General features: G+C 74.0%; 21 protein-coding genes and 1 riboswitch. Of the genes, 10 read left to right on the top strand and 11 right to left on the bottom strand.

The window, feature by feature from the left end; translation table 11 throughout:
- Positions 1-2 precede the first annotated feature (2 nt).
- Positions 3-326 carry a TfoX/Sxy family protein gene (locus L6241_RS06395; protein ID WP_368245430.1) on the top strand — a complete coding sequence of 108 codons (324 nt, stop codon included), beginning with the start codon at positions 3-5 and terminating at the stop codon, positions 324-326.
- Between the two features lie 317 nt (positions 327-643).
- Here the strand turns inward: L6241_RS06395 and L6241_RS06390 are convergent, their stop codons facing one another.
- The 3 genes from L6241_RS06390 to L6241_RS06380 all read right to left on the bottom strand — a co-directional run bounded on the left by L6241_RS06390 (position 644) and on the right by L6241_RS06380 (position 4,350).
- Positions 644-1,639, bottom strand: coding sequence for a GTP pyrophosphokinase family protein (locus tag L6241_RS06390; protein WP_368245429.1), 996 nt, complete (start codon positions 1,637-1,639; stop codon positions 644-646).
- A gap of 25 nt (positions 1,640-1,664) precedes the next feature.
- Positions 1,665-3,488 carry a S8 family serine peptidase gene (locus L6241_RS06385; protein ID WP_368245428.1) on the bottom strand — a complete coding sequence of 608 codons (1,824 nt, stop codon included), beginning with the start codon at positions 3,486-3,488 and terminating at the stop codon, positions 1,665-1,667.
- Between the two features lie 109 nt (positions 3,489-3,597).
- On the bottom strand, positions 3,598-4,350 hold the full coding sequence (locus tag L6241_RS06380) for a C40 family peptidase (protein WP_368245427.1): 753 nt from the start codon (positions 4,348-4,350) through the stop codon (positions 3,598-3,600).
- A riboswitch (cyclic di-AMP (ydaO/yuaA leader) is annotated at positions 4,346-4,537 on the bottom strand. Its footprint overlaps the gene before it by 5 nt.
- Before the next feature lie 208 nt (positions 4,538-4,745).
- Between L6241_RS06380 and L6241_RS06375 the strand changes: the two genes are divergently transcribed.
- The gene (locus L6241_RS06375) at positions 4,746-6,164 is read left to right on the top strand and encodes an aminotransferase class III-fold pyridoxal phosphate-dependent enzyme (protein WP_191682413.1); all 1,419 of its coding nucleotides are present in this window, start codon (positions 4,746-4,748) and stop codon (positions 6,162-6,164) included.
- Positions 6,165-6,271: 107 nt separating this feature from the next.
- Here L6241_RS06375 and L6241_RS06370 read toward each other — a convergent pair whose 3' ends face one another.
- A complete protein-coding gene (locus L6241_RS06370; RefSeq protein ID WP_368245426.1) occupies positions 6,272-6,769 on the bottom strand; it encodes a metallophosphoesterase family protein in 498 nt (165 codons plus the stop codon).
- Positions 6,770-6,848: 79 nt separating this feature from the next.
- On the opposite strand from L6241_RS06370, the gene L6241_RS06365 reads away from it, so the two are divergent.
- On the top strand, positions 6,849-7,169 hold the full coding sequence (locus L6241_RS06365; protein ID WP_068270544.1) for a putative quinol monooxygenase: 321 nt from the start codon (positions 6,849-6,851) through the stop codon (positions 7,167-7,169).
- Positions 7,170-7,219: 50 nt separating this feature from the next.
- On the opposite strand, the gene L6241_RS06360 is transcribed toward L6241_RS06365, so the two are convergent.
- Both L6241_RS06360 and L6241_RS06355 read right to left on the bottom strand, forming a co-directional pair.
- A complete protein-coding gene (locus L6241_RS06360) occupies positions 7,220-7,861 on the bottom strand; it encodes an isochorismatase family protein (protein WP_368245425.1) in 642 nt (213 codons plus the stop codon).
- Positions 7,862-7,904: 43 nt separating this feature from the next.
- Complete coding sequence (locus L6241_RS06355) at positions 7,905-8,207, bottom strand: thiamine-binding protein (RefSeq protein WP_068270538.1); 303 nt, start codon at positions 8,205-8,207, stop codon at positions 7,905-7,907.
- 69 nt (positions 8,208-8,276) lie between these two features.
- On the opposite strand from L6241_RS06355, the gene L6241_RS06350 reads away from it, so the two are divergent.
- The gene (locus tag L6241_RS06350) at positions 8,277-8,738 is read left to right on the top strand and encodes a VOC family protein (RefSeq protein ID WP_368245424.1); all 462 of its coding nucleotides are present in this window, start codon (positions 8,277-8,279) and stop codon (positions 8,736-8,738) included.
- Positions 8,739-8,934: 196 nt separating this feature from the next.
- Here the strand turns inward: L6241_RS06350 and L6241_RS06345 are convergent, their stop codons facing one another.
- Positions 8,935-9,300 (bottom strand): hypothetical protein, encoded by a 366-nt coding sequence (locus L6241_RS06345; protein WP_068270532.1) that lies wholly within the window; start codon positions 9,298-9,300, stop codon positions 8,935-8,937.
- 64 nt (positions 9,301-9,364) lie between these two features.
- Entirely contained in the window at positions 9,365-10,165 is an 801-nt protein-coding gene (locus L6241_RS06340) for a GTPase domain-containing protein (RefSeq protein WP_123093424.1), read from the bottom strand.
- Between the two features lie 154 nt (positions 10,166-10,319).
- On the opposite strand from L6241_RS06340, the gene L6241_RS06335 reads away from it, so the two are divergent.
- On the top strand, positions 10,320-10,505 hold the full coding sequence (locus tag L6241_RS06335; RefSeq protein WP_068270527.1) for a hypothetical protein: 186 nt from the start codon (positions 10,320-10,322) through the stop codon (positions 10,503-10,505).
- A gap of 12 nt (positions 10,506-10,517) precedes the next feature.
- Here the strand turns inward: L6241_RS06335 and L6241_RS06330 are convergent, their stop codons facing one another.
- Positions 10,518-11,345 carry a GNAT family N-acetyltransferase gene (locus L6241_RS06330; RefSeq protein WP_368245423.1) on the bottom strand — a complete coding sequence of 276 codons (828 nt, stop codon included), beginning with the start codon at positions 11,343-11,345 and terminating at the stop codon, positions 10,518-10,520.
- Between the two features lie 114 nt (positions 11,346-11,459).
- On the opposite strand from L6241_RS06330, the gene L6241_RS06325 reads away from it, so the two are divergent.
- The 3 genes from L6241_RS06325 (at position 11,460) to L6241_RS06315 (ending at position 14,048) form a co-directional block, all read left to right on the top strand.
- Positions 11,460-12,287, top strand: a complete 828-nt coding sequence (locus L6241_RS06325; RefSeq protein ID WP_368245422.1) for a peptidoglycan-binding protein — start codon at positions 11,460-11,462, stop codon at positions 12,285-12,287.
- 67 nt (positions 12,288-12,354) lie between these two features.
- Entirely contained in the window at positions 12,355-13,221 is an 867-nt protein-coding gene (locus L6241_RS06320; RefSeq protein ID WP_368245421.1) for a peptidoglycan DD-metalloendopeptidase family protein, read from the top strand.
- A complete protein-coding gene (locus L6241_RS06315; protein WP_368245420.1) occupies positions 13,218-14,048 on the top strand; it encodes a CHAP domain-containing protein in 831 nt (276 codons plus the stop codon). The genes L6241_RS06320 and L6241_RS06315 overlap by 4 nt, the downstream gene beginning before the upstream one ends.
- 133 nt (positions 14,049-14,181) lie before the next feature.
- Here the strand turns inward: L6241_RS06315 and L6241_RS06310 are convergent, their stop codons facing one another.
- A complete protein-coding gene (locus L6241_RS06310; protein WP_368245419.1) occupies positions 14,182-17,118 on the bottom strand; it encodes a BTAD domain-containing putative transcriptional regulator in 2,937 nt (978 codons plus the stop codon).
- Positions 17,119-17,258: 140 nt separating this feature from the next.
- Positions 17,259-18,713, bottom strand: coding sequence for a YdiU family protein (locus L6241_RS06305; protein WP_368245418.1), 1,455 nt, complete (start codon positions 18,711-18,713; stop codon positions 17,259-17,261).
- A gap of 226 nt (positions 18,714-18,939) precedes the next feature.
- Between L6241_RS06305 and L6241_RS06300 the strand changes: the two genes are divergently transcribed.
- Together L6241_RS06300 and L6241_RS06295 are read left to right on the top strand one after the other, a co-directional pair.
- Positions 18,940-23,739: a DUF4082 domain-containing protein gene (locus L6241_RS06300; protein ID WP_368245417.1), complete on the top strand. Its 4,800-nt coding sequence runs from the start codon at positions 18,940-18,942 to the stop codon at positions 23,737-23,739.
- A gap of 4 nt (positions 23,740-23,743) precedes the next feature.
- Positions 23,744-24,310, top strand: a complete 567-nt coding sequence (locus L6241_RS06295) for an acyltransferase (RefSeq protein WP_368245416.1) — start codon at positions 23,744-23,746, stop codon at positions 24,308-24,310.
- The last annotated feature ends 104 nt before the right edge of the window (positions 24,311-24,414 follow it).

Raw genomic sequence — 24,414 nt, 5'->3', positions numbered from 1 at the left:
CCGTGGCCTACGACGAGGTGCTCGCGCGACGGATCAGACAGCTGCTCGCGGACCAGCCGGGCGCGACCGAGCGGGCGATGTTCGGGGGTCTCGGCTTCATGGTCGACGGGCACATGGCGGTCGCCGCCGGCAGCCGCGGGGCGCTCATGGTGCGGGCCGACGAGACCGACGGCGCCCACCCGCTGCTCGCCCCGATGCAGATGCGTGGGCGCACGACGAGCGGCTGGTACGAGACCGCCCCCGATGCCGAGCTCACCGACGAGGACCTCGCCGAGCTCGTCGAGATGGGCCTGCGTCGGGTGGCCACCCTCCCGCCGAAGGGGTGACGGGCTCCCCCTTCGCCTGCTCAGCAAGAGTTACCCCGGCTTCGCACCAGTACCGGACTCATGCGAAGCCGGGGTTTATCGGGTGACCCGAGAAACGTGGGACCGGTGGGGTGAGACGGCGGGGCGCAGGGGATCTGGACTCGGTGGGAGGGGTGCCCGCGCTCCCGGCGAAGGGGTGACGAGCTCCCCCTTCGCCTGCTCAGCAAGAGTTACCCCGGCTTCGCACGAGTACCTGACTCATGCGAAGTGGGGGTTTATCGGGTGACCCGAGAAACCTGGGGCGGGTGAGGCGAGACGGCGGGGCGGGGCGAAGGGGGTCAGGCCTCGGGGGGTGGGGGCGTCGTGAGCTTGGCCATCCGGGCGGACAGGGCGTCGCGGCGGTGGGCGTTGCCGGGCAGGTCGAGGTAGAGCCGGCCGAAGTGGTGGAGCAGGTCGTCGTCGAGACGGCGGACGGCGCCGGGCGGGTAGCGGTAGCCCATCTGCGCGGTGACGTCGTCGCTGTCGATGCCCTGGAGCAGCTCGCTCAGCTCGTCGAGCGAGGTGATGCCGAGCTCGAGGAGCAGTCCGCCGATCCACGCGTAGCGGTCGGTGCGCGACCAGCCGGCGGTCGAGTACCGGCCGGCGAGGAAGGCGGTGAGCTCGCTGGCGCCGATGCGCGGGTCGTCGGTGACGGCCTCGGCCGGCTGCGAGCCGAGCTGGAGCTGGAGGCGGTCGCGGATCGTCGAGAACTCCTTGTCGGCGAGCTCGATGAGCCCGGCGGCGAGGGTGAAGCGGCGGTCGAGGTCGGCGACGAGCTGCTCGGGGACGCTGCCCTTGTAGCGGATGTCGTGCTCGAACTCTGCCCACGCGTGCTGCAGGACGGTGCGCAGCTGCACCGAGGCGCAGCGGGTCCGGTCGTAGCTCACGCCCTCGCCGGTGTCACGGGTGACGAGGACGTGCCGGCTCGCGTAGCCGAAGCGGCCCTCGCCGGCCGTCTCGAGACCGAGGTCGCGGTCGTCGAGGACGGTCAGCTGGTCGGCGAGCAGCTCGGCCACCGCGACGACGTCGCTCGCGACGTAGGTGATGACCCGCACCCCGACCTGGTCGGTGATGTCGACGAGCGGGTCGTCGTAGACGAGCTCGCCGTCCAGGCGCCGGGCCGCCTTGGCCGAGAAAGACGCCACGGCCTTCGCCCGACCGCTCACCGTGAGGTAGTTGATCCCGGCCTCGTCGAGCATCGCCGTCACGCGCGCGACCCACTCACCGGTGAGCACCTCGAGCTCGGGGTAGGTCTCGGCGTATCGGGTCACTGCTCGGCGGACGCTGTCGCTCATGCCCGAACCCTCCCACGCACGACCGTCAGCCTGCCTGCTTCTCGGCGGCGTCCACCGCCGCCTCGGCGTCGACGAGCCCCCGACCGAAGTAGCCGTTGAGGTCACGGTCGCCGACGCACGGACCGGCCGCGCTCGGGGTCGCCGGGCAGCGCTGGGAGCGGGCGGTCTCGCCGAGCACCTCGGCCACCTCGTCGGGGGTGAGGTCGGGGTCGGCGCTGATGACGAGGGCCGCGGCGCCCGCGACGTGCGGGCTCGCCATCGAGGTGCCGACGAGTCCCTGGTAGTAGCCGCACCGGGCGGAGGGGTCGGCGTCGTCGGCGCCGGTGCCGCGCGGGCAGGAGCGCTCGACGCCCATCTGGGCCCCGGCGTCGGTCACCCGGCCCTCGCCGTCGACGAGACCGCCGTCGCGCAGCGCGGCTGCCGGGTAGGTCGACAGCACCGCGTCCGGCCCGCCGGTGGCGGGACCGCCCGGGGCGGCGAGGTCGAGGGTGCCGCTGCTCGGGTCGCTCGTGATGTCGGAGTACTCGGCGAGCTCGCGGTCGGGGCCGACGGAGCTCACGGCGATGACGTGCTCGCCCTCCGTGGGCAGGCTGAGGCAGTCGTCGGCGTCGATGGTGCGCTCGCGCGCCTCGGCGCCGTAGTTCGGGCTCGTCGTGTCCGTGCCCGGGTCGCCGTGGTCGCCGCGCCCGTTGCCGGCCGCCGCGACGAGGGTGACGCCCCGGTCGTGGGCGTCGGCGAGGGCACGCCCGACGAGCTCGATCGTCAGGTCCTGCATCGCGGCCTGCGCGGGGGTGTCGCCCGGGGCACCACCGGCGCACGCGTAGCGCCACGGGTCGACGTAGAAGCTCATGTTCGCCACGTCGACGTCGAGGTCGGCCGCGGCCGTGATCGCGTTGACGGTGGGCGCGAGGTAGAACATGCCGGTGTCGGACCCGGCGCGCAGGTTGACCAGCCGCACCCCGGGCGCGACACCCGTGACGCCGAGCCCGTTGCGCGCGGCCGCGATGGTGCCGGCGACGTGGGTGCCGTGACCGCTCGGGTCCTCCTCGACAGGGTCGACGCACGAGTCCTGCTCGCAGTCGCCGTCGATCTCCGGTCGCTCGACGACGAAGTTGCGGGACCGATCGACGTCGACGACGCCGGACAGGTCGGGGTGGGTGACGTCGACGCCCGAGTCGATGACGGCGACCGTCACGCCCTCGTCGCCGTCGCCCGCGGCGGCCTGGGCCTGCGGCGCCCCGATGAGGCTCATGCCCCACAACCGGTCGTCGAGGGGGTCGGCCTTCGGCGCGGCCGACGCGGCCGACGGCCGGGCCGGGGCGATGGTCGCGCGCCGGACGGCGGGCACGGAGGTGGTGGCGGGGAGCGACATCGCGCCCGAGCCGTCCTCCTCGGGTCCTTGCCATGCCGGGTCGCGGTCGGTCGCGACCGCGCTCACGCCGTCGACCTGCGCGGCCCGCTCCTCGAAGTCCTCGTCGCTCGTGCGCACCGCGACCATGCCGACGGCGGTGTTGACCGAGATGACCGGCTCACCGGCGCCGAGCAGACGGCCGGCGACCGCACGGGTCTGGGCGGGGTCGTCGACGAGCACCACCCACTCGAGCCCCTCGGGCTCGGTCACCGGGTAGGTCGTCACCGACGACGTGCTCTGGGTGCCCTGCGGCAGGGCCGCGGAGCTCGTCGGGCTCGACGAGCCGCTCGAGCTCGCCGATTCGCCCGAGGCCTCGGGCTCCTCACGTCCGATCGAGACCATCGAGCACGCCGACAGGCTCACCCCGACGACCACCCCGAGCGCCCCTGCCCGGCGCAGCGCGCCCCCCGCACCTGCACGTCTCGTCGACCGTCCCACGGTGACACCCCTTCGCTCGCTGACGGGACCACGATGCCTCACCGGGGCCCAGACGACGAAGGGGGACCCGCGGCGCTCGCCACGGGTCCCCCTTCGTCGGTGGGTCGGCTCAGAAGCGGCCGTAGCTCACCTGGTTGGTCCAGATGGCGCGCTTGCTCACGCTCGTGCCGCTGCGGCCCGAGTCGATGATCTTGCCGGCGCCGGCGTAGATGCCGACGTGGTAGGCGGGGGCGCCGAAGAAGACGAGGTCGCCGGGCTGGGGGTTGCTCGTCTTCCACGCGGCGCGGCGCTGGGCCTCGGCGGTGCGCGGCAGCGACTTGCCGTGCTGCTTGAGGACATAGCCGGTGAAGCCGGAGCAGTCGAAGCCGGTCGACGGCGAGGTGCCGCCGTAGCGGTAGGGGGTGCCGTAGTAGCGCGCGGCGGTCGCGACGATGCTCGAGGTGCGGCTGCTCGTGCGCGACGCGGTCTTCTTCTTCGCGGTCGTGGCGCGCAGACCCATCTTCGCGGCGGTGCGCGGGCCGACGACGCCGTCGGCGGTGAGGCCGTGACGCTTCTGCCAGCTCTTGACGGCGGACTTCGTGCGGGGGCCGAAGACGCCGTCGGCGCTCACGCCGACCTTGCGCTGGACCTGCTTGACGAGGCCGCCGCGGTGGCCCTGCCACAGCGTGCGGATGGTGGCGGTGCTCGTGCTCGACGCGGCGGTGGCGGCCGGGGTGGCGACGCTCGCGGGGGCGGCGGACGCGGCGCCCGCGGCGGGCACCGCGACGGCGACGGCGGCCAGGGAGGTGGCGGCGGTGGCGCCCGCACGGGCGATGGACGGGGTGCTCTTGGGCGCGCGGTGGCGGCCGGCATATGCGGTCATGTGTCTCCAGCGCCTTCGAGGTGAGCTGTCGGATTAGGGTGGAGATGCACCCCGCCGGTCGTCACGGTGGACGACCCGGCTTCACCCCGAGACCGGCTGACCGGTCGGTAGAAGTTGGGTCCCCCGCTCCCGCCATGTCGCAAATCAGGGGGACCTCCGAGCTGGCGGGACTCGGCGTGCCTGGAGGCCTTCCTCCCGTCGTCAGGAGGTGCCTGAAGAGTAGGCCAGAGACGCCGCCTTTACCAGCCCGTGACCTTCTTTTCTCGCCCGCCGACGGCGGGACGGCCCGCGGCGACCGCGCAGGGCGCGCTCGATCCCCCTTCGCCGCCGTCCTCGCGTGCGTCATGATGAGCCCACCACGGCGGCCGTCGGCCGCCCCGTCAGGAGGCGATGACATGTCCGACGCGACCCCGACCCCGAGCTGGCCGGCCGCGGACCCGGCGGCTCGACGGGTGCTCCCGTCCAGCTCCACCCCGCTCGACCAGGACCGGGTCCAGGCCCTCCTCGTCCAGGAGTGGGAGCGCTTCACCAAGGACACCCCGGGGTCCGGTGAGCACAACGCCCGCGCGAGCAAGTCGCTCCCGCTCGGCGTCACCTCGTCCTTCCAGCACTGGGAGCCCTACCCGATCTCCATCACCTCGGCGCGCGGGGCGCACCTCACCGACGTCGACGGTCGTCAGCTGCTCGACCTGTCGATGGGCTTCGGCGCGATGCTCGTCGGCCACCTCAACCCCGTCGTCGTCGAGCGCGTCCAGCACGCCCTCGCCGAGGTCGGCACGCTCTTCGTCACCCCGTCGCCGACGGCGACGCGGGTCGCCGAGCGCTACCAGGAGCGCTTCGGTCTCGACATGCTGCGCTTCACGCAGTCGGGCACCGAGTCACTCATGTACGCCGTCCGCGCGGCCCGCGCGTACACCGAGCGCAAGGCGATCATCAAGATCGAAGGGGGGTACCACGGCGGGTACGACGCCCTCCAGGTCTCCGTCAAGCCCGACCTCGCCGACGCCGGTCCCGCCGAGGCGCCGACGCCCGAGGTCCCCTTCGACGTCGAGGCCGGCACCGTCCACGTCGTGCCCTACAACGATCTGCCCTACCTGCAGCGCATCCTCGAGCAGCACGGCTCCCAGGTCGCGGCCGTCGTCATGGAGCCGGTTGTCGAGAACCTCGCGATCGTCCTGCCCGACGAGGGCTACCTCGCCGGCGTGCGCGCCGCGTGCGACGCGGCCGGCACCCTGCTGATCTTCGACGAGGTCAAGACCGGGCTCACCGCCGGTTACGGCGGCGCCTCGCAGCGCATCGGGGTCAAGCCCGACCTCGTCACCCTCGCCAAGAGCATCGGCGGCGGGCTCCCGCTCGCGGCCTTCGGCGGCACCGCGGAGGTCATGCAGGTCGTCGTCGACGGCCGGATGGCCCACTTCGGCACGTACAACGGCAACCCGCTCGTCATGGCGGCCGCCGAGGCCGTCGACGAGGTGTGCACCCACGAGGCGCTGCAGGCCGCCGAGGACATCAACCTCGGCACGCTCGGCCGGATCGACGACGTCATCCGCGAGCTCGAGCTGCCCGCGCACACCGTCGGCATGGGCCTCAAGGGCTGCGTCACGTGGTCGAGCGGGCCGGTGCGCAACTACCGCGACTACAAGGCGACCGACTTCGGCGTCGCCGAGCTGTCCTGGTTGTGGGGCGTCAACCGCGGCGTCCTCACCCCGCCCGGGCTCGACGAGCAGTGGCTCGTCTCGCTCGCGCACACGCAGGCCGACATGGACGGGCTCGTCGAGCAGTACACCGAGCTCGGGCGCGCGCTGCGCGGCTGAGCTCCACCCGCCCGGCTCTCCCGCGAGCTACCACGCAGTACTGGTCGTGATCACGACCAGTACTGCGTGGTAGCTGGGGTCGCGGCGAGGGGGGCGCGGGGTCCGGGTCAGATCTCGACGACCTCGTGGCCGACCAGCCGCCCGTCCTCGACGCGCAGCCACCCGTAGGTGGGGCGGGGCTGGCGGCGCTTGTCCGTCGGCGAGCCGGGGTTGAAGAGGTGCACCGCGCCGGTGTCGTCGTCCATCGGGATGTGCGAGTGCCCGAAGACGACGAGGTCGGCGTGCTCGAAGCGGCGCCGCATCCGGCGGTCGCGACCCCCCTTCGCCCCCGAGTCGTGGATCATCGCGACCCGTAAGCCGTCGAGGTCGAGCTCGAGGGTCTCGGGCACCCCGCCGCCCCACGCGGCGACCTCGGGCCTGTCGTTGTTGCCGAGGACGACGTGCACCGGGGCGTGCTCGGCGAGGGTGTCGAGGACGTCCGGTGTGCACACGTCACCCGCGTGCAGGACGAGGTCGGCCCGCTCGAGCGGCGCGCGAAGGGGGCCTGGCAGCGCCTTCCAGAAGCGGGGGGCGTGGGTGTCGGAGACGACGAGGACGTCGAGCATGGGGCCAGCGTGCCATCGTCGGGACGAGACCCCCGGGCCGCGGCCTCCCGGGCCTGCGCGCTCTGACATCGTGGGATCCATGATCCTCATCAACGTCAAGTTCGCGATCAAGCCCGAGCACGCCGACGAGTGGCCGCAGATCAGCCGCGAGTTCACCGAGGCGACCCGCGCGGAGCCGGGCAACAAGTGGTTCGAGTGGTCCCGCAGCGTCGAGGACCCGACGACCTACGTCCTGCTCGAGGCCTTCGACGACGACGGCGCCGAGCCGCATGTGCGCTCCGAGCACTTCGCGAGGATGCGCGAGGTCTTCCCCCAGTACCTCGTCTCGACCCCGCTCATCGTCTCGCGGCAGGTCGACGGCGACGGCTGGGAGCCGATGGGCGAGATCAGCGTCGACTGACCGCGCGGGCGAAGGGGGGACCGGACCGGTCCCCCCTTCGCCGCCTCCGGCTACGCCTGCGCCGGGCGGGGCCCGCGCCCGCGTGCGGCCGACTCGACGAGGTTGTCCGCCGGCAGGGCGGCGCCGGCGCGGACCGCGTCGACCCACTCCTGCGTCGTGGCCACGGCAGCCCAGCTCGAGGCGAGCAGCGCCATGAGGGTGTCGTGCACCTGGCGCGCCGGTGCCGACCCGGCGGCGTTGACGATGTCGATCGCGCCGGTGGCGTCCGAGAGCACCTCGACGGTCAGGCCGAGCGGCTCGGCCGCGGCCGCCGACCCGAGGACGCAGTTGTTCGTCATGTAGCCGACGAGGGTGACGGTGTCGACGTCGCGCTCGCGCAGCCACTCCTCGAGCCCGGTGCCCGCGAAGACGCTGGCGAAGGACTTCGTGATCTCGAGCGTCGCGCCCTCCGCGAGGGCGGCGACGTCGGGGTGGAGCTCGAAGGTGGGCGTCGCGGGGTCGAAGACCGGCGAGCCAGCTGGTGCCGCGTGCCGCACGACGACGACGGGCACGTCGGCGTCCGCGGCGGCGGTCATCGCCTCGACGACGCGGGCGCGCGACTCCTCGCGCGGCGGGTGCTGGATCTGCAGCAGACCCTCGAAGTACTCCTGCTGGACGTCGATGACGACGAGAGCGCGGCGGGGTGCGGCCATGGGGGATCTCCTCGGGTGGGGCTGTCAGCGGGTCCGGGTCGGGTCAGTCCCGCAGGTGCTCCTCGACGCGCTGGACCTTCGCGTCGAGCATGCCGGTGTGGCCCTCGCGGATGTCGGCCTTGAGGACGAGCGAGACGCGGGGGCTGTGCGCCTGGACGGCCTCGCACGCGCGGCGCACGACGTCCATGCACTCCTGCCACTCGCCCTCGACTGTCGTGAACATCGCGTCGGTGCGGTGCGGCAGGCCCGAGTCGCGGACGACCCGGACGGCGGCGGCGACGGCCTCGCTCACCGAGCCCTCGGGGTCGGTCGTGGTGGACGGGGCGACGGAGAAGGCGACGAGCATGCCGCCACCGTAGCCAGGTCTGCTCGCCCAGGTCTGGTCAGCGTGCGGGCGTCGTGCCAGGCTCGGTCGATGGCCACGACGATCCAGGTGACGATCGACGCCGACGACCCCGAGACGCTGAGCCGCTTCTGGGCGCAGGCCCTCGGCTACCGGATCCCGCCGCCACCCGGGCATGAGCTCGCAGAGGGCGAGGACCCGCTCGAGGCGTGGCACGCCTTCCTCGCGGCGCGCGGGGTGCCGCAGGCTCGCTGGGGTGGCGCGTCGGCGGTCGAGGACCCCGACGGGGTCGGTCCGCGGGTCTTCTTCCAGCGGGTCCCCGAGGCGAAGACGGTGAAGAACCGCGTGCACCTCGACGTCCGGGCCGCGCCGGGGCTCGAGGGGGCGGAGCGGATGGCGGCTCTCGAGGCCGAGTGCGAGCGGCTCGTCGCGCTCGGGGCGACCCGCGTGCGCCGCGAGGAGCCCGCCCCGCCGATGTCGGCCGGCTTCGTCGTCATGCAGGACCCCGAGGGCAACGAGTTCTGCCTCGACTGAGGGGCTGCGGTGGTCTCGAGGCTCGCTGGCGCTCGCACCTCGACCAGCGAAAGTGGCTGGCCGGCGCTCGCACCTCGACCAGCGAAAGGGGCTGGCCGGCGCTCGCACCTCGACCAGCGAAAGGGGCTGGCCGGTGCTCGCACCTCGACCAGCGAAAGGGGCTGGCCGGCGCTCGCACCTCGACCAGCGAGTTCGCCTACTCGTGGTCGCCGATGCCGGCGACCTCGTCGAGGTGCTGGAGGAGGTCGTGGGCGGCGAGCTCGACGGACTTGTGGTGCCACTCCGAGGCCCGGTAGACGCACGCGATGAGCGCCGAGCGGTGCACCCGACGCAGGTCGCCGTACGCGAAGGCGTACCTCCCCTTCGTCTCCTCGCCCGCGCCCTCGCACAGCCCGAGGTGCCACTGCGCGTACTCCTGCCACGAGTGCCGCTCGAGATAGGCGTTGCGGCGCTCCGCACCCGGCTGGACCTCCGTCCAGGTGCTGTCGAGGACGTACTGGCGGGCCTCGATGCGCTCGTGAGCGCGTGCGACCCCCGCCTCGTGGACGCGGTACTTCGCCATGAGGTCAGTCAACCGCTCGCGGACCGCGCGTGGGGCCGCACGGCCCCCACCCCTGCGGGTGTGCTCAGACGTGCCCGCTCAGCTGCGCCATCCGGGTCTCGAGAGCGCTCAGCTGGCGCTCGGCGGCCGAGCCCTTGCCGAGCTTCGTCCCGTCGGGCGCGGCCATCGGCAGCACGTCGATCGACAGCTTCGCCCCGCCCGCGAGCGAGCGCAGCTCGTCGAGCCGCCGGGCGAAGGGGGACCCGCTGCCGGGGGAGTAGTAGCGCACCGCCTCGTCGAGCTCGTCCTCGAAGAGGTCGGTCTTCGTCACGACGACGACGAGCCAGATCGGGCGGTCGCGGCGCACGGCCATCGAGGCGATGCGGTGCGCGGTGATCGACCAGTCCTCGAGCTCGTCGGCGAGCAGCTCCTCACGCGTCGCCTGCGCGACACCGGTGGTGCCGCCGGTGCGCCGCGGGGTCGCGTGGCCGTAGGCGACGACGTGGAGCACCCCGTCGACGGGGTCGTCGTGGAAGACCTCGTCGAGCGCGCTGAGCCGGGTCGCCGCGTTGTCGCCGGGCACGACGCGGAAGCGGAAGCCACGCCCCTTCGCCGTCTTGCGGGTGCGCCGCTCCATCGTCGCCGACCCGACGTCGTCGCTGCCCAGGGTCGGGCTGCGCCGGGCGAGGGTGTCGGCGAGGCGGGTCTTGCCGACACCGGTCATCCCGGTGACGGCGACGGTGGGGAAGCGGCCGCGGAAGAGGTGGGTGAGGTGGCCCGGCCCGTTGGTCAGCGCGCCGAGCGCACCGCCGGCGATGCTCGTGCCGATGGCGGTGCGGGCCGGGCCGCTGAGGCTGGAGCGCACGGATCGGCTCGAAGGGGTCATCGTCGTCACCTCGGGTGGTGGGGCGGGTCGGTCAGGACCCCAGCCCATCACACCCGCGGGGGTTCTCCGGCCTCCGACCTGGGCGGTCATCACGCAACACCCGCGAAACACGTTCTCTCACAACGGGAAACACCGAGGGTGTGAGATCCCGTGCATGGCCAGGACACGCTCCGCACGATCGCTCCGCACCGCCCGCGCCGTCGCCTACCGCTGCCGGCGGCACACGACCTTCCGCGTCATCTGGCCGGAGGTCGACGCCCCGCTCGTCCACCCGTGCCCGTCGTGCGGCATGGCCTCGCTGCGGCTCATCGGCACCCGCCCGGACTCCGTCAGCGCCTGACGGCTGTCCCGGTCAGCGCTCGAGGAGCAGGAGCAGCAGCGGTGCCAGGTCGTCGGGCAGGGGCTCTCGCGGGTCGAGCCACCTGACCTGCTCGATCTCGGCCGCCGGGTGCACGACCGGGGCGCTGTGCCCCTCGAGCGCCGGGTGCTCGAAGACCGTCGCGAGCAGCTCCTGACCCGCCTCGTTGGCGGCGGCGGTCCGGTGCACGCCGACGAGCCGCAGCAGCGCCGGGTCGAGCCGCAGCCCGAGCTCCTCCTCGACCTCGCGCACGGCGCACGCGTGCGCGCTCTCGCCCGGCTCGGGCTTGCCGCCGGGCTGCATGAAGAGGGAGGTGCCGCGCTTGCGCACCGTGAGGACCTGGCCGTCCGCGTCGCGCAGGGTCACCGCGCTGACGACGATCGCACCGGCCCGCCGCGGCGCGTCGGCGCCGAGCGCCGCGTGGACGACGCTGTCGTGCCACCGCCCGCCGGCCCACCGGTCGTGACGGGCCACCCCTTCGCGCCTCAGGCCGACCGCCTCGGCGACGCGGCCCGCCCGCTCGTCGCGCGGGTCGGTCCGCGCGACGACGCGGTGCAGCCCGTGGTGGTCCAGGGCGAGGGAGAGCACGTCCGCGACGGCGCCGGTCACCTCGGTCTCGTCGACCCCGTCCGCGAAGGCCCAGGCCAGCTCGCCGGTCGCGCGGGCCTCGTCGAGGGCGAGCGCGAGCGACCCGACGACCTCGCCGGCACGCTCGGCCACGAGGTCGTACCGGGCGGCGAAGGGGGCGACCCATCCGTCCTCGTCGGGGCGGCGGTCACGCACGACGAGCGCGCCGACGCGCGAGGGGAGGGGGAGGGGCACGGCGCCAGTGTGTCGCACGGCTGCACGCGGGTGTAGCCAGGCTTCAGCCCGGTGATAGCCCCACCGGGCAGCGTCGTCCCCACGAGCACCGCCGGACCCCGGGGAGGACCACCCATGGAGCACATCGCACGCCGCACCGTCCTGAGCACGACGCTCGTCGGGGCCCTCGGCACGCTCGCCGTCGGGCCCGCCGCGGCCGCCGGCACCGTCGACATGGAGGCGCTCGTCCTCGCCGCGCAGCTCGACCCGGTGAAGACCGGGACGGGGTTGACACCCGGCGCCGCGACGAGCGTGCGACTCGTCGAGCAGGCGCTCGTCGCGAAGGGGATGCTTGCCGCGAGCTACGCCGACGGGCACTTCGGCACCGCGACCCGCACTGCCTACGCCCGGTGGCAGCGCTCGCTGGGTCACTCAGGTCTCGGCGCCAACGGACTGCCCGGCCGCTCCTCGCTCGTGGCCCTCGGGTCCGGCCGCTTCACGGTGACCCGGCACATCTCGCCCGGCGCCCGCACGAGGTACGACGGCCACCCCTTCGCCACGCGCACCGTCGCGATGCTCGTCGAGGCCAGCCGGCTCTCCGGGGTCGAGCCGCGTGTCGAGCAGGGCTCGTACTCGCCCGGCACCGACCCGACGTCGGCGGGCACCCACGACGGCGGCGGTGCCGTCGACCTCGACGCCGAGGCGCTCACCGCGACCCAGCGCACCCGGCACGTGCGCAGCCTGCGCCGCGTGGGCTTCGCCGCCTGGCTGCGCACCCCGTCGCAGGGCGACTGGCCGCTGCACATCCACGCGGTCGCGATCAACGACACCGACCTCTCGACGCCCGCCCAGACCCAGGTCGGCCGGTACTACCTCGGCCGCAACGGGCTGGCGAGCAACGCCCCCGACGACGGCCCGGCCGTCACGAAGGTCACCTGGGAGCAGTACCGACGCACCCGGTGACACCACGCACCTCCTCGCCGGGACAGGCCCGGCGGCGGACCACCGAAGACGCAGGGAAGGCAGCACGATGAGACGACCACGCACCCGACACCTCTCGGTCCTCGCCGCGACGGGAGCCCTCGTGGCCCCGACGGCGCTCGCCCTCCAGCCGGCGCAGGCCGCGGGGCGTGACGGCACCTGCCAGAGCGGGGAGTTCTGCTACTACTACAACTCGGGCCAGGCCGGGTCGGTGTCGGACTTCACGACCTCGGTCGGTGACTACGGCACGAGCCAGCCGGGCTGCTACGACTTCAAGGGCGCCGGGGCGGGCAAGGGCGTGTGCGTGAAGAACAACGCCGCGAGCGTGTGGAACCGCACGAGCAAGACGGTGACGGTCTACTACAACTCCAGCTACGGCGGTGCGACGCAGAAGATCGCCGCGGGCGGCAAGGCCAACCTCAACGCGACCCTGAAGAACAACAACGCCTCGCACCGCATCGGCTCCCCGCCGGCGGGCACCGGCAGCTTCCTGTTGCCCTTCCCCTGCGGCGAGACGTGGGCGGCCGGCACCCGGACCAACCACAGCCCCCAGCTGTCGGTCGACTTCAACCACTACCCCGACGACCTGGGCTGGAAGGTCTACTCCTCCGCCCCGGGCACCGTCTCGACGGTGCGCGACCTCGGCGGCAGCTCGTACGGCAAGTACGTCGTCATCACCCACTCCGGTGGCTGGCAGACGCTCTACGCCCACCTGCAGTCCTTCAACGTCACGGTCGGCCAGAGCGTCTCGGCGAAGACGATGATCGGGCGCGTCGGGAGCACCGGTGGCTCCACGGGACCTCACCTGCACTACGAGCAGAAGCAGAACGGCGTCGTGAAGAAGGCGACCTTTAAGGACGGCAACCCGGTGTACTACGGGAGCAAGAACCTCGCGCGGAAGAGCTCGTGCCCGTGAGCGCCGTGACCCGTCGGGCCGGGGTGAGCGCCGCCGCCCTCGGGCTGCTCCTCGCGCCGGTCGTCGCCGCCCCGACGGCGCAGGCGGCGGGGCGTGACGGCACCTGCCAGAGCGGGGAGTTCTGCTACTACTACAACTCGGGCCAGGCCGGGTCGGTGTCGGACTTCACGACCTCGGTCGGTGACTACGGCACGAGCCAGCCGGGCTGCTACGACTTCAAGGGCGCCGGGGCGGGCAAGGGCGTGTGCGTGAAGAACAACGCCGCGAGCGTGTGGAACCGCACGAGCAAGACGGTGACGGTCTACTACAACTCCAGCTACGGCGGTGCGACGCAGAAGATCGCCGCGGGCGGCAAGGCCAACCTCAACGCGACCCTGAAGAACAACAACGCCTCGCACCGCATCGGCAGCACGGGTGGGGTCAAGGCCGGCGACGACTACCCGTACAAGGGTCAGTCCAGCGGCATCGACCGGTGGAACTTCTACAAGGGCGAGTGCACGAGCTTCGCCGCGTGGGCGCTCAACTCCCGGATGGGCGTGAACTTCACCAACCAGTACAAGGGCGCCAGCCGCTGGGGCAACGCGAAGAACTGGGACAACACCGCCCGTGCGGTCGGGGTGCCGGTCTACTCCCGGCCGAAGGCGGGTGACGTCGCCGTGCGCGAGGGCGGCACCTTCGGTCACGTCGCCTTCGTCACGAAGGTCAACGCGAACGGCACCTTCGAGGTCGACGAGTACAACTACGGCGGCGGCTCGCGCTACAGCCACCGCACGACCTCGGTGGGGACGGCGAACAGCCAGTTCAGCTCCTTCATCCGCTTCCGCTGACGGCTCACGGCCACGGGCGTCCCGGCATCGCCGGGGCGCCCGTCGTCGTGAGTGGGGGGGCGAAGGGGAGAGGCGACGGGGTGGGAGAGGCGAAGGGGACGACGGGGGATGCGTGCGGCGCAGGCCGCCGCGGTCAGGCGCTCCGCGCGTCCAGCTCGTCGGCCCGCGCCTGCAGGGCCCGGGCCGCGGCGACCGACCCGCGGGCCAGCTCGACCCGGGCCAGCCCGCGCAGGCACTCGGCGGCGTCGGGCCGGGTCGACCCGCGGTCGAAGATGCTCGCCGCCCGCCCGAGCGCGAAGGCCGCGTGCTCGAGGTCCTCGCTGTCGCGGTCGGCGCGCTCGGAGAGGATCTGGCCCCGGACCCGGCTCACGTGCGCGAGGCAGCGCTCGTCGCCGAGCCCCTCGAAGACCTGCTCGGCCTCGCCCAGCGCCGCGAGCGCCCGAGCCGGGCGCCCCTGCCGGCCGTGCACGACGGCCAGCTCGCGCAGCACGACCGCCTCTCGGTGGCTGTCGTCGACCTCGCGGGCCAGGCGTCGGGCGCGCTCGAGCTCGGCGACCGCGGCGTCGAGCTCGCCGAGATCGGCCAGCGCCCGGGCGATGCCCCACCGCAGGTGCGCGGCGGCGGCCGGCGCGGTCGGGGTGACGATGCGCACCGCGCGCCGCAGGAGGGGCAGCGCGAGATCGGGTCGTCCGGTGAGGCGGTGGCACACGGCCCGGGCGCCGAGGGCCATCGCGACCCCCCGCTCGTGCCCGACGGACTCGAAGAGCTCGAGCGCCTCGTCCGCGCAGCGCGCCGCCTCGGGCATCCGCGAGTGGTAGAGGTGCAGCTGGGCCCGCGAGCGCAGCAGAGCGGCCCGGCCGAGCGGCTCGTCGGTGACACCGTCGGCGACGTCGTGGCACTGCGCCCAGTCGACGAGGTGGGCCCGGGCGTCGAGATAGGGCACGAGCGCGACGGCGAGCTGCCAGCACGTGCTCCGGCGGTCGTGCCGGGCCGCGGTGCGCACGGCGGAAAGTAGCCCGGCCCGCTCGGCGTCGAACCACCCGAGCGCACCCGCGGCGACCTGCTCCATGGCCTCGGCGGGCGCGCTGACCTCGGCGAGGTCCTCGCCTCTCGGCGGGGCGAAGGGGTTCGGCGGCAGCGCGTGCGTCGCCTGGCGGGCGAGCTCGAGCCAGGTCGCGAGGAGCCGGTCGAGGGCCGGGTCGACGACCGTGGCGCCCAGACCGGCGCACCGCTGCGCCGCGTCGGGGAGCAGCACGTCGTCGAGGCGGAAGCGCGGCCGGCCCTCGGCGCACGAGGTGGTGAGCAGGTGGGCGTCGACGAGCTCGTCGAGATGCCCGTCCGCCACGGCCGGCGCGACGTCGAGGAGCGCGGCAGCCGCCCAGGCCGGCAGGTCGGCCGGCCCGGCGAGGGCGAGCAGGGCGTGCAGCCGGCGGGCGCCCGGTGTCAGGGGTCTCAGGGCCCGCTCCACGCACGCGCTGAGGTCGAGCGAGCCCAGCCGCATCCCCTCGACGAGCCGGTCGTCGTCGACGAGCCGGTCGAGCGCGGTCTGCACCGACCACCCGGGACGGGCCGCGAGCCGGCCACCGACCGCCCGCACGGCGAGGGGCAGCCGGCCGCAGCGCTCGACGAGGTCGGCCGCCGCTCCCGGTTCGGCGCCGACGCGCCCGTCGCCGACGACCCGGTCGAGCAGCTCGACGGCGTCAGCGCGGCGCAGTGCCGACAGCGCGACCCGCGCGGTGCCCGGCGCGTCGGACAGGTGGTGCCGGGCGGTGACGAGGAGCGCGCTCGCGCCACCGGTGGGTGCGACGGCCCGGACCTGGTCGCCGTCCACCGCGTCGTCGAGGACGACGAGGACCCGACGCTCGTGGAGGTGGGCGCGCAGCAGGGCCGCTCGCGCGGGGGCCGACCCGGGCGGGTCGGTGACGCCGAGCTGGTCGAGCAGCTCGGCGACGAGCTCGGCCGGGGGCCGGGGGGTGCCGTCGGCGTCGCCGCCGGGCAGGTAGGCCTGGCCGTCGGGGTGGCGATCGGCCACGGCAGACGCGGCGCGCAGGACGAGGGCGGTGCGTCCGGTCCCCGGGCCGCCGTGGACGACGACCACCGGGGCGGGTGCGCACACGCCGCGGGGCCGCAGCCGGCGCACGACCTCGGCGAGCTCCTCCTCGCGCCCGACGAGCGCCTCCGGTGCGCACGGGACCCGGGGCCGCGGGCGCGAGGTCGGGGGAGTGGGGGCGTCCGGGGGAGGGGCCGCCGGAGCAGCGGCGGACGGGGCAGGGGCAGCCGCGGCCCGCCTGGGCGAGGGCCGGGCGGCCCGGGTCGCGCCCCGCAGGATCTCGTGGTGGAGCGCCTGCACCTCGGCGCACGGCTCGACCCCGAGCTCCTCGACGAGCACCCGGCGCAGCCGACGGTAGACCTGGAGTGCCTCGGCCTGCCGCCCGGTGCGGTGCAGGGCGGTCATGAGCTGCGCGCACACGTGCTCCCGCACGGGGTGGGCCGCGAGATGACGGGTCAACGGTCCGACCGCCTCGGCGTGCAGGCCCTGGGCGAGCAGCGCCGCGAAGCCGGTCTCCTCGACCTCCCTTCGCAGCTCGGCGAGGCGCTCGACCCGGGCCCGCACGACAGGGGTGGCCACGACGTCCTCGAAGGGGTCGCCGCGCCACAGCCCGCGCGCCCTGTCGACCACCTGGGCCGCCCCCACGGGGTCACTCGCGGCGAGGGCCGCCCGGGCGACGACGAGACCTCGCTCGGCCCGGTCGGCGTCGGTCCCGAGCGTCGCGACGTCGAGGGCGTAGCCCGTGGTCGTCGTCGTCAGCGCGTCGGCAGCGCAGGCTGGCAGGGCGCGACGCAGGTGCAGGACGTAGCCGTGGACCTGGGTGCGCGCCGAGGCGGGCGGGGCGTCGCCCCACACCTCGCGGACGAGGGTCTCGACGCTCACCGGGTGCGGTGCGCGGGCGACGAGGGCGGCGAGCACGGCCCGGCGCTTCGGCGAGCCGATGGTGCGCCAGGCGCTCCCGTCGTGGACCTGCAGCGGCCCGAGCACGCCGAGATGAGGTCGTGGGTCGTCGTCCGGCATGCATGCACTCCCCTGCGCGTGGCACCGAAGGCCCAGGATCCCAGCCCCACCACCGCGCGGGTCTACCTCGTCCCGGTCAAGAGATGACCAGCGCTTCGCAACCGGGCGGCCCGCCTGCAGCAGCGTGGTGGGGGGAGAGGTCAGGTGCCGCAGTAGGTGACGTAGTCGCGGGTGAAGCGGGGGGCGGGCTCGGCGAGGCGCTCGCGGCCCGGCCGCTCGACGAAGGGGTCGCGCAGGGCTGCGTCGAGGGCGGCGAAGGGGGCGAGGTCTCCCCCTTCGGCCGCGGCGAGGGCCTCCTCGACGAGGTGGTTGCGCGGGATGTAGACGGGGGTGACACGGTCCATCGCCTCCGCCGCCTCGTGCGGGGTCCGGCCGGTGCTCGCGACCCGCTCGCGCCAGGTCCGCTCCCAGGCCGCCCAGCGCTCGCGGTCCTCCACCTCGTCGAGGTGGCGGGCCTGCTCGCCGCGCAGGAGCCGGGCGAGGTCGCGGTGCAGGCCGGTGTGGTCGAGCTCCTCGTCGCGGGCGATGCCCTGCAGCTCGGCGACGAGCTCGCCGTCGCGGTCGTCGGTGGAGCCCGTGAGGCCCAGCGCCGCGCGGGCGCGGTCCAGCCGGCTCGCCTGGTAGCGCGCGTCGAAGCCGTCGAGCAGGGACTGGGCCCGGGTGACCGCGTCGTCCGGGCTCTCCTGCGCGAGCGGCACGAGCGCCTCGGCGAGGCGGGCGAGGCCCCACGCCGCCATCGTCGGCTGCTGCGAGTACCGGTACCGACCGGTGTGGTCGATGCTGCTGAACCACTGCTCGGGGGCGTAGGTGTCGAGGAAGGCGCACGGCCCGTAGTCGATGGTCTCGCCGGACAGCGTCATGTTGTCGGTGTTCATCACGCCGTGGACGAAGCCGAGTGACATCCACGCCGCGACGAGATCGGCGTGGCGCTCGAGCACGGAGGCGAAGAGGTCGAGGACGTCGCCCTCGGCGACGTGCGGGTGGTGCCGGGCCCGGACGTGCTCGACGAGCGCGCCGAGCTGCTCGCGGCTGCCCTGGGTGGCGAGCAGGACGACGGTCCCGATGCGCAGGTGCGACGACGCGACCCGGGTGAGCACCGCGCCGGGCAGCGGGCGCTCGCGGCGGACCTGCTCGCCGGTCGCGACCGCCGCGAGGGAGCGGGTCGTCGGCACGCCGACCGCGTGCATGAAGCCGCTCACGAGGTACTCGCGCAGCACCGGGCCGATCGCGGCGCGGCCGTCGCCGCCGCGGGAGAAGGGGGTGCGCCCGGATCCCTTGAGAGCCACGTCCCGCCGTCGCCCGGAGACGTCGACGACCTCGCCGAGCAGGTGCGCCCGGCCGTCGCCGAGGAGCGGGCTCAGCTGCCCGAACTGGTGGCCCGCGTACGCCTGGGCGATCGGCTGCGACCCCGTCGCCACGCGGTTGCCGGCGAGGACCTCGACGCCCTCGACGGAGCGCAGCTGCTCGGGGTCGGCGCCGAGCTCGCGGGCGAGGTCCTCGTCGAGGGCGAGCAGGCGCGGGTCGGCGACGGGGGCCGGGTCGACCCGGGCGCCGAGCCAGCCGAGGTCGCGGACGAAGCTGTTGTCCCACTGCATGTCCTCCAGCGTCGCACGCAGGCCCCGGGGCGGGGCACCGCCCGCCAGGGGGTGACGCCTGGACGGCGACAGGTCCTGTCCCGAGATCACGCACCACTTCTGCGGATTCGCCTCCCGGTTGCCGGCCCGGTCCCTACGATGTACAAGCCGGCCGGGGGATCCGTCGGCGGGGGCGAGCGTGTCGGGGACCCAGGGGTCTGCGGTGCGCCGGCATCGGGGAGATGACATGCACGAGGACGACGTTCGGCCGCCGAGCGACACCGACACCGCAGGACGCAGCGGCTTCAGCCGTCGGCGCTTCTTCGCCTTCTCCGGGGCCGCCGGCGCCGCCGCCGCGCTCGTGCCCGACGTGGCCGCCGCGGCGACGAGCCCGACGATCTCGCAGGAGAACGCCCAGACCGGCGCACTCCCGGAGCAGTGGGAGTCCGACGACAGCACGTCCATCGTCGGCTTCACCACCGAGTACAGCGTGCTGCCCGGGCAGCGGGTCGACTTCAAGATCAAGACCGACTCCCGCGACTACGTCGTGCGGATCTACCGGCTCGGCTGGTACGGCGGGCGCGGCGCGCGCTGGCTGCAGGACGTCAGCCCGACGGCGACCCTGCCGCAGAGCCAGCCCGAGCCGAAGACGGAGGCGTCGAGCGGTCTCGTCGACTGCGGCAACTGGGCGGTCTCGGCGAGCTGGACGGTGCCCACCGGCGCGGTCTCGGGGGTCTACTACGCGAAGATGCAGCGCCGCGACGGCGACGCCTCGAGCAGCCACACGATCTTCGTCGTCCGCCGCCAGGGCCCCTCCGACGTCCTCGTGCAGACCTCCGAGATGACGATGCACGCGTACAACCGCTACGGCGGCAACAGCCTGTACTTCGGCCAGCCCGTCGGCCGCTCCTTCAAGGTCAGCTACAACCGCCCCTTCGGCGAGGGCGACGGCCTCGACAACGACTTCTTCAACGCCGAGTACCCGCTCGTGCGCTTCCTCGAGCGCAACGGCTACGACGTCGCCTACTGCGGCGGCATCGACGTGCACCGCGACGCCTCGGTCCTGCAGGGGCGCAAGATCTTCGTCTCCTCCGGGCACGACGAGTACGTCACCGGGGCCCAGCGGACCAACGTCACCGCGGCCCGCGACGCCGGCACGCACCTGATCTTCATGACCGGCAACGAGTACTTCTGGCGGGTGCGCACCGCCCCGTCGATCGACGGCGCGAGCACCCCCGACCGCACGATCGTCTGCTACAAGGAGACGCTCGACGGGGCGAAGACCGACCCGAGCTCGGAGTGGACGGGCACGTGGCGCGACCCGCGCTTCACGACGAAGCCGAACGGCAACTTCCCCGAGAACGAGCTCACCGGACAGCTCTTCGTCGGCATCCTCCCCGGCGGCGAGGCGCCCAACCTCGCGCTGCGCGTCCCCCGGGACTACGCGCCGCTGCGCTTCTGGCGCGGCACCGACGTCGCCGCCCTCCAGGCCGGCCAGAGCGCGACCCTGGCCCAGGACAGCCTGGGCTACGAGTTCGACGTCGACGCGGACAACGGCTTCCGCCCCGGCGGCATCATCCACCTCTCGGAGACCTCGGCCAGCGCCCCGCAGATCCTGCGCGACCACGGCAAGACGTACACGGAGGGCGTCGTCGTGCACACGATGACGCTCTACCGGGCGCCGTCGAAGGCGCTCGTGTGGGGCACGGGCACCGTCCAGTGGGCCTACGGCCTCGACGAGTACCACGTCGCGCACACCGGCACCGCGACGAACAAGGCGATGCAGCAGGCGACGGTCAACGTCCTCGCCGACATGGGCGCCCAGCCGGTCACCCTCATGACCGGTCTCGTCCGCGCCGTCGAGTCCACCGACTCGGTGCCGCCGACGGTGACGATCACCGCCCCGACGTCGGGCAGCCACGCCCCCGTCGGCTCGCCCGTGACGATCACCGGCACGGCCGTCGACTCCGGCGGCGGCGTCGTCGCGGCCGTCGAGTACTCGACGGACGGCGGCACGACGTGGCGCCCGGCGACGGGCCGCGCGAGCTGGAGCGCCGTCGTCACCCCGATGGCGCTGGGCTCGTACGCGATCAAGGTCCGCGCGGTCGACGACAGCTGCAACATCGGCCAGCCGGCCACCGTGACCATCCAGGGCGTCGCGCGCGCCTACCCGTGCTCGATCTGGCCCGAGGGCACCGTGCCCGCGACACCGGCGACGAACGAGACGACACCGCTCGAGGTCGGGGTGAAGTTCCGCGCGAGCGAGCCGGGCTTCGTGCGCGGCATCCGCTTCTACAAGGGCGCGGGCAACACCGGCACCCACGTCGGCCACCTGTGGACCGTCGACGGGCGCCAGCTCGCCGAGGTGACCTTCACCGGCGAGACCGCGTCGGGCTGGCAGACCGCCCCCATCACCCCCGTCGCCATCGAGGCCGACCAGACCTACGTCGTCTCGGTCTTCATGCCCAACGGCCACCCCGCCGGTGACACCGGGTACTTCTCCTCCCCCTTCGCACTCCCGCCGTTGCGGGCGCTCGGCACGGGAGAGGACGGGGCGAACGGCGTCTTCCGCGACGGCCAGGGCATGCCCAACCAGACCTACGGCGCGTCGAACTACTGGGTCGACATCTCCTTCAGCGACGACGACGCGACCGCTCCGACCGTCATCTCGACGACGCCCTCGGACCAGGTGCAGGCCGTCGGCCTCGGGCAGCCGGTGCAGGCGCGCTTCAGCGAGGGGATGACCGGCTCGTCGGTGAAGATCAGCCTGCGCGACGCGGACGGGCAGGTGATCACGGGGACGATGTCCTACGACGCGACGACCCGCACCGCGAGCCTCGCGCCGAGCCAGCCGCTGCGCCGGCGCACGTGGTACACCGCGCGCGTCGACGAGGCGAAGGACCGCTCCGGCGCGTCGATCGCCGCGCCCGCGAGCTGGCGCTTCCAGACGGTGGCGGCCGACGACGACTCGCCGGCGACGCTGTGGGACTCCTCGGCCACGCCCGACCGCTTCGTCACCGAGCGCAGCGCGGTCGAGGTCGGCACGAAGATCACGACCTCCGCCGACGGCACGATCTCCTCGATCCGCTTCTACAAGGCGCCGGGCAGCGAGGGCACGCACGTCGGTCACCTGTGGACCCTCGACGGCCAGCTGCTCGGCTCCGCGAGCTTCGACCCGAGCCTGCCGAGCGGCTGGCAGCAGGCCCCGCTCACCGCGCCGGTGGCCGTGCGCGCCGGCACGACCCTCGTGGCCTCGGTCTTCGCGCCGCAGGGCGTCTACGCGGCGAGCGGCGGGTACTTCGCGACCGCGCGCACCCGCGGACCGCTCACCGCCCCCGTCGCCGGCAACGGCGTGTACCGCTACGGCGGCGGTGCCGTGCCGACCTCGACGTGGAACCAGACCTCGTACTGGGTCGACGTCGTCCTCGACCTGCCGGACGACACGACGGCGCCGAAGGTCGTCTCGGTCGAGCCGGCGAAGGGGGTCCACGCGGTCACCCCGGGGTCGGGCCTCGCGGCGACCTTCGACGAGGCGGTCGTCGAGAGCACGGTGCAGTGGAGCGTGCGGACCGCCGCCGGCGCGATCGCCGGGACGACGAGCTACGACACGGCGACCCGCACCACGCGCTTCGCGCCGTCGTCGACCCTGCCCCGCGGGGCGACGGTGACGGCGAGCGTGCGCGGGGCCGACCGGGCGGGCAACCTCGGCGAGGCGCGGCAGTGGAGCTTCGTCGTCGACAGCGAGGTCGGGCGCACCCCGGCGACGCTGTGGACGAGCGCCGACGTGCCGACGACCCCGTCCGTCTCCGACACCGGCGCCATCGAGGTCGGGGTGCGCTTCCGCCCCGACGGCGACGGCACGATCACCTCGATCCGCTTCTACAAGGGGCCGGGCAACGGCGGCACGCACGTCGGGCACCTGTGGCGCACCGACGGCACCCTGCTCGCGACGGCGGTCTTCGCCGACGAGAGCGCGACCGGCTGGCAGGAGGCGGACTTCGCCACCCCGGTGCCCGTCACCGGCGGCACGGAGTACGTCGCGTCCTACCAGGCGCCCCAGGGCCGGTACGCGGCGAGCAGCGGCGCGCTGAAGACGGCGCGCACCCGCGGCCCGCTCACCGCGCCCGCCTCGGCGACCGGTCGCCCGAACGGCGTCTTCGCCGCGGGCGCCGCGACCTACCCGACGCAGACGTGGAACGCGACGAGCTACGGCGTCGACGTCGTCTTCGTCGACGCGACCGCGCCGGAGGTCTCCGGGCGCACCCCGGCGCCGGGCGACGAGGCGATCCCCGTAGCCGCGACCGTCACGGCGACCTTCTCCGAGCCGGTCGTCCAGAGCAGCATCGTCTTCGGGCTGCGCGACCCGGGCGGCGCGGCCGTGCCGGCGAGCGTGACGTACGACGCGACGGAGCGCACGGCGACCCTCACCCCGAGCTCGCCGCTCGCGTCGGCGACGCGGTACACGGCGACGGTGAGCGGGGCGAAGGACGCGGACGGCAACGCGATGACGGCCCCGTCGACGTGGTCCTTCACGACGGCGACGGCCGGGGAGCAGACCGTCTGGCCCGACTCCGTCGTCCCGGCCAAGCTCGACTCCGGCGACACCGGCAGCGTCGAGCTCGGCATGAAGTTCCGCGTCACCGCCGCCGGCTCGGTCACCGCGCTGCGCTTCTACAAGGGCGGGTCGGGCAACGCCGGGCCGCACGTCGTCAACCTGTGGGGCCCCGACGGCACGCGGCTGGCGACGGCGACCTCGAGCGCGGAGAGCGCCCGCGGGTGGCAGCGGGTCAAGCTCAGCACACCCGTGACGCTCACCCCTGGGACGATCTACGTCGTGTCGTACTTCGCCCCGAGCGGCCGGTACAGCGTCGACGGCGGGTACTTCAACGCCGGCACGCGCACGAGCGGGGCGATCGAGGCGCTCGGCAACGGCGTGAGCGGCGGCAACGGCCTCTACCGCTACGGCACGTCGAGCTCAGCGATGCCGACGGGCAGCTACAACGGCGCCAACTACTGGGTCGACGTCGTCTTCGTCGTGGGAGCGTGAGCCGGTGAGCAGCGACGGGGTCTTCGTCCACCCGGACGGGCGCTGCCTGTCCGACCGCGTCGGTGACGGCACCCGGGTGTGGGGCTTCGCCCAGGTGCTCGACGGCGCGGTGGTCGGGCGGGACTGCAACATCTGCGGCGGAGCCTTCGTCGAGGGCGGGGTCGTCATCGGCGACCGCGTCACGGTGAAGAACTCGGTGCTCCTCTTCGAGGGGGTGAGCGTCGGCGACGACGTCTTCCTCGGCCCGGGGGTCGTCTTCACCAACGACATGCGCCCCCGCGCCCACGTCAAGCGCTCCGGCGACGCGCTCCTGCCGACGACGGTCGAGCAGGGCGCGACCCTGGGCGCCGGGGTCGTCGTCGTGTGCGGCACCGTCATCGGCCACGACGCCTTCGTCGGCGCCGGCGCGGTCGTCACCGCCGACGTCGCGCCCCACGCCTTCGTCGTCGGCAGCCCCGCCCGGCAGATCGGCTGGGTCTGCCGCTGCGGCGAGCGCCTCCCCGCCGACCTCACCTGCCCCTGCGGCCGCTCCTACGAGCAGGCCGGGGTCGGCCTGCGCGAACTGCCCTGACCCCCCTTCGCCCCGAACCTCACCCGTCACTGGTTTATCGGGTCACCCGATAAACCCCTGGTGAGCACGAGTTTCTTACTCATGCTGAGCCGGGGTTTCTCGGG

The organism is Janibacter sp. Y6 (genome assembly GCF_040900765.1).
In the GTDB taxonomy this organism is placed as follows: Bacteria; Actinomycetota; Actinomycetes; order Actinomycetales; family Dermatophilaceae; genus Marihabitans; species Marihabitans melonis.
This window is presented reverse-complemented; position numbering and strand designations above follow the sequence as displayed.

Excerpts from the sequence above, each read along its gene's own strand:
- L6241_RS06390 (WP_368245429.1), bottom strand. The coding sequence starts at position 1,639 with ATGAGCGACAGCGTCCGCCGAGCAGTGACCCGATACGCCGAGACCTAC.
- L6241_RS06380 (WP_368245427.1), bottom strand. The coding sequence starts at position 4,350 with ATGACCGCATATGCCGGCCGCCACCGCGCGCCCAAGAGCACCCCGTCC.
- L6241_RS06375 (WP_191682413.1), top strand. The coding sequence starts at position 4,746 with ATGTCCGACGCGACCCCGACCCCGAGCTGGCCGGCCGCGGACCCGGCG.
- L6241_RS06370 (WP_368245426.1), bottom strand. The coding sequence starts at position 6,769 with ATGCTCGACGTCCTCGTCGTCTCCGACACCCACGCCCCCCGCTTCTGG.
- L6241_RS06365 (WP_068270544.1), top strand. The coding sequence starts at position 6,849 with ATGATCCTCATCAACGTCAAGTTCGCGATCAAGCCCGAGCACGCCGAC.
- L6241_RS06360 (WP_368245425.1), bottom strand. The coding sequence starts at position 7,861 with ATGGCCGCACCCCGCCGCGCTCTCGTCGTCATCGACGTCCAGCAGGAG.
- L6241_RS06355 (WP_068270538.1), bottom strand. The coding sequence starts at position 8,207 with ATGCTCGTCGCCTTCTCCGTCGCCCCGTCCACCACGACCGACCCCGAG.
- L6241_RS06350 (WP_368245424.1), top strand. The coding sequence starts at position 8,277 with ATGGCCACGACGATCCAGGTGACGATCGACGCCGACGACCCCGAGACG.
- L6241_RS06345 (WP_068270532.1), bottom strand. The coding sequence starts at position 9,300 with ATGGCGAAGTACCGCGTCCACGAGGCGGGGGTCGCACGCGCTCACGAG.
- L6241_RS06340 (WP_123093424.1), bottom strand. The coding sequence starts at position 10,165 with ATGACCCCTTCGAGCCGATCCGTGCGCTCCAGCCTCAGCGGCCCGGCC.
- L6241_RS06335 (WP_068270527.1), top strand. The coding sequence starts at position 10,320 with ATGGCCAGGACACGCTCCGCACGATCGCTCCGCACCGCCCGCGCCGTC.
- L6241_RS06325 (WP_368245422.1), top strand. The coding sequence starts at position 11,460 with ATGGAGCACATCGCACGCCGCACCGTCCTGAGCACGACGCTCGTCGGG.
- L6241_RS06320 (WP_368245421.1), top strand. The coding sequence starts at position 12,355 with ATGAGACGACCACGCACCCGACACCTCTCGGTCCTCGCCGCGACGGGA.
- L6241_RS06310 (WP_368245419.1), bottom strand. The coding sequence starts at position 17,118 with ATGCCGGACGACGACCCACGACCTCATCTCGGCGTGCTCGGGCCGCTG.
- L6241_RS06305 (WP_368245418.1), bottom strand. The coding sequence starts at position 18,713 with ATGCAGTGGGACAACAGCTTCGTCCGCGACCTCGGCTGGCTCGGCGCC.
- L6241_RS06300 (WP_368245417.1), top strand. The coding sequence starts at position 18,940 with ATGCACGAGGACGACGTTCGGCCGCCGAGCGACACCGACACCGCAGGA.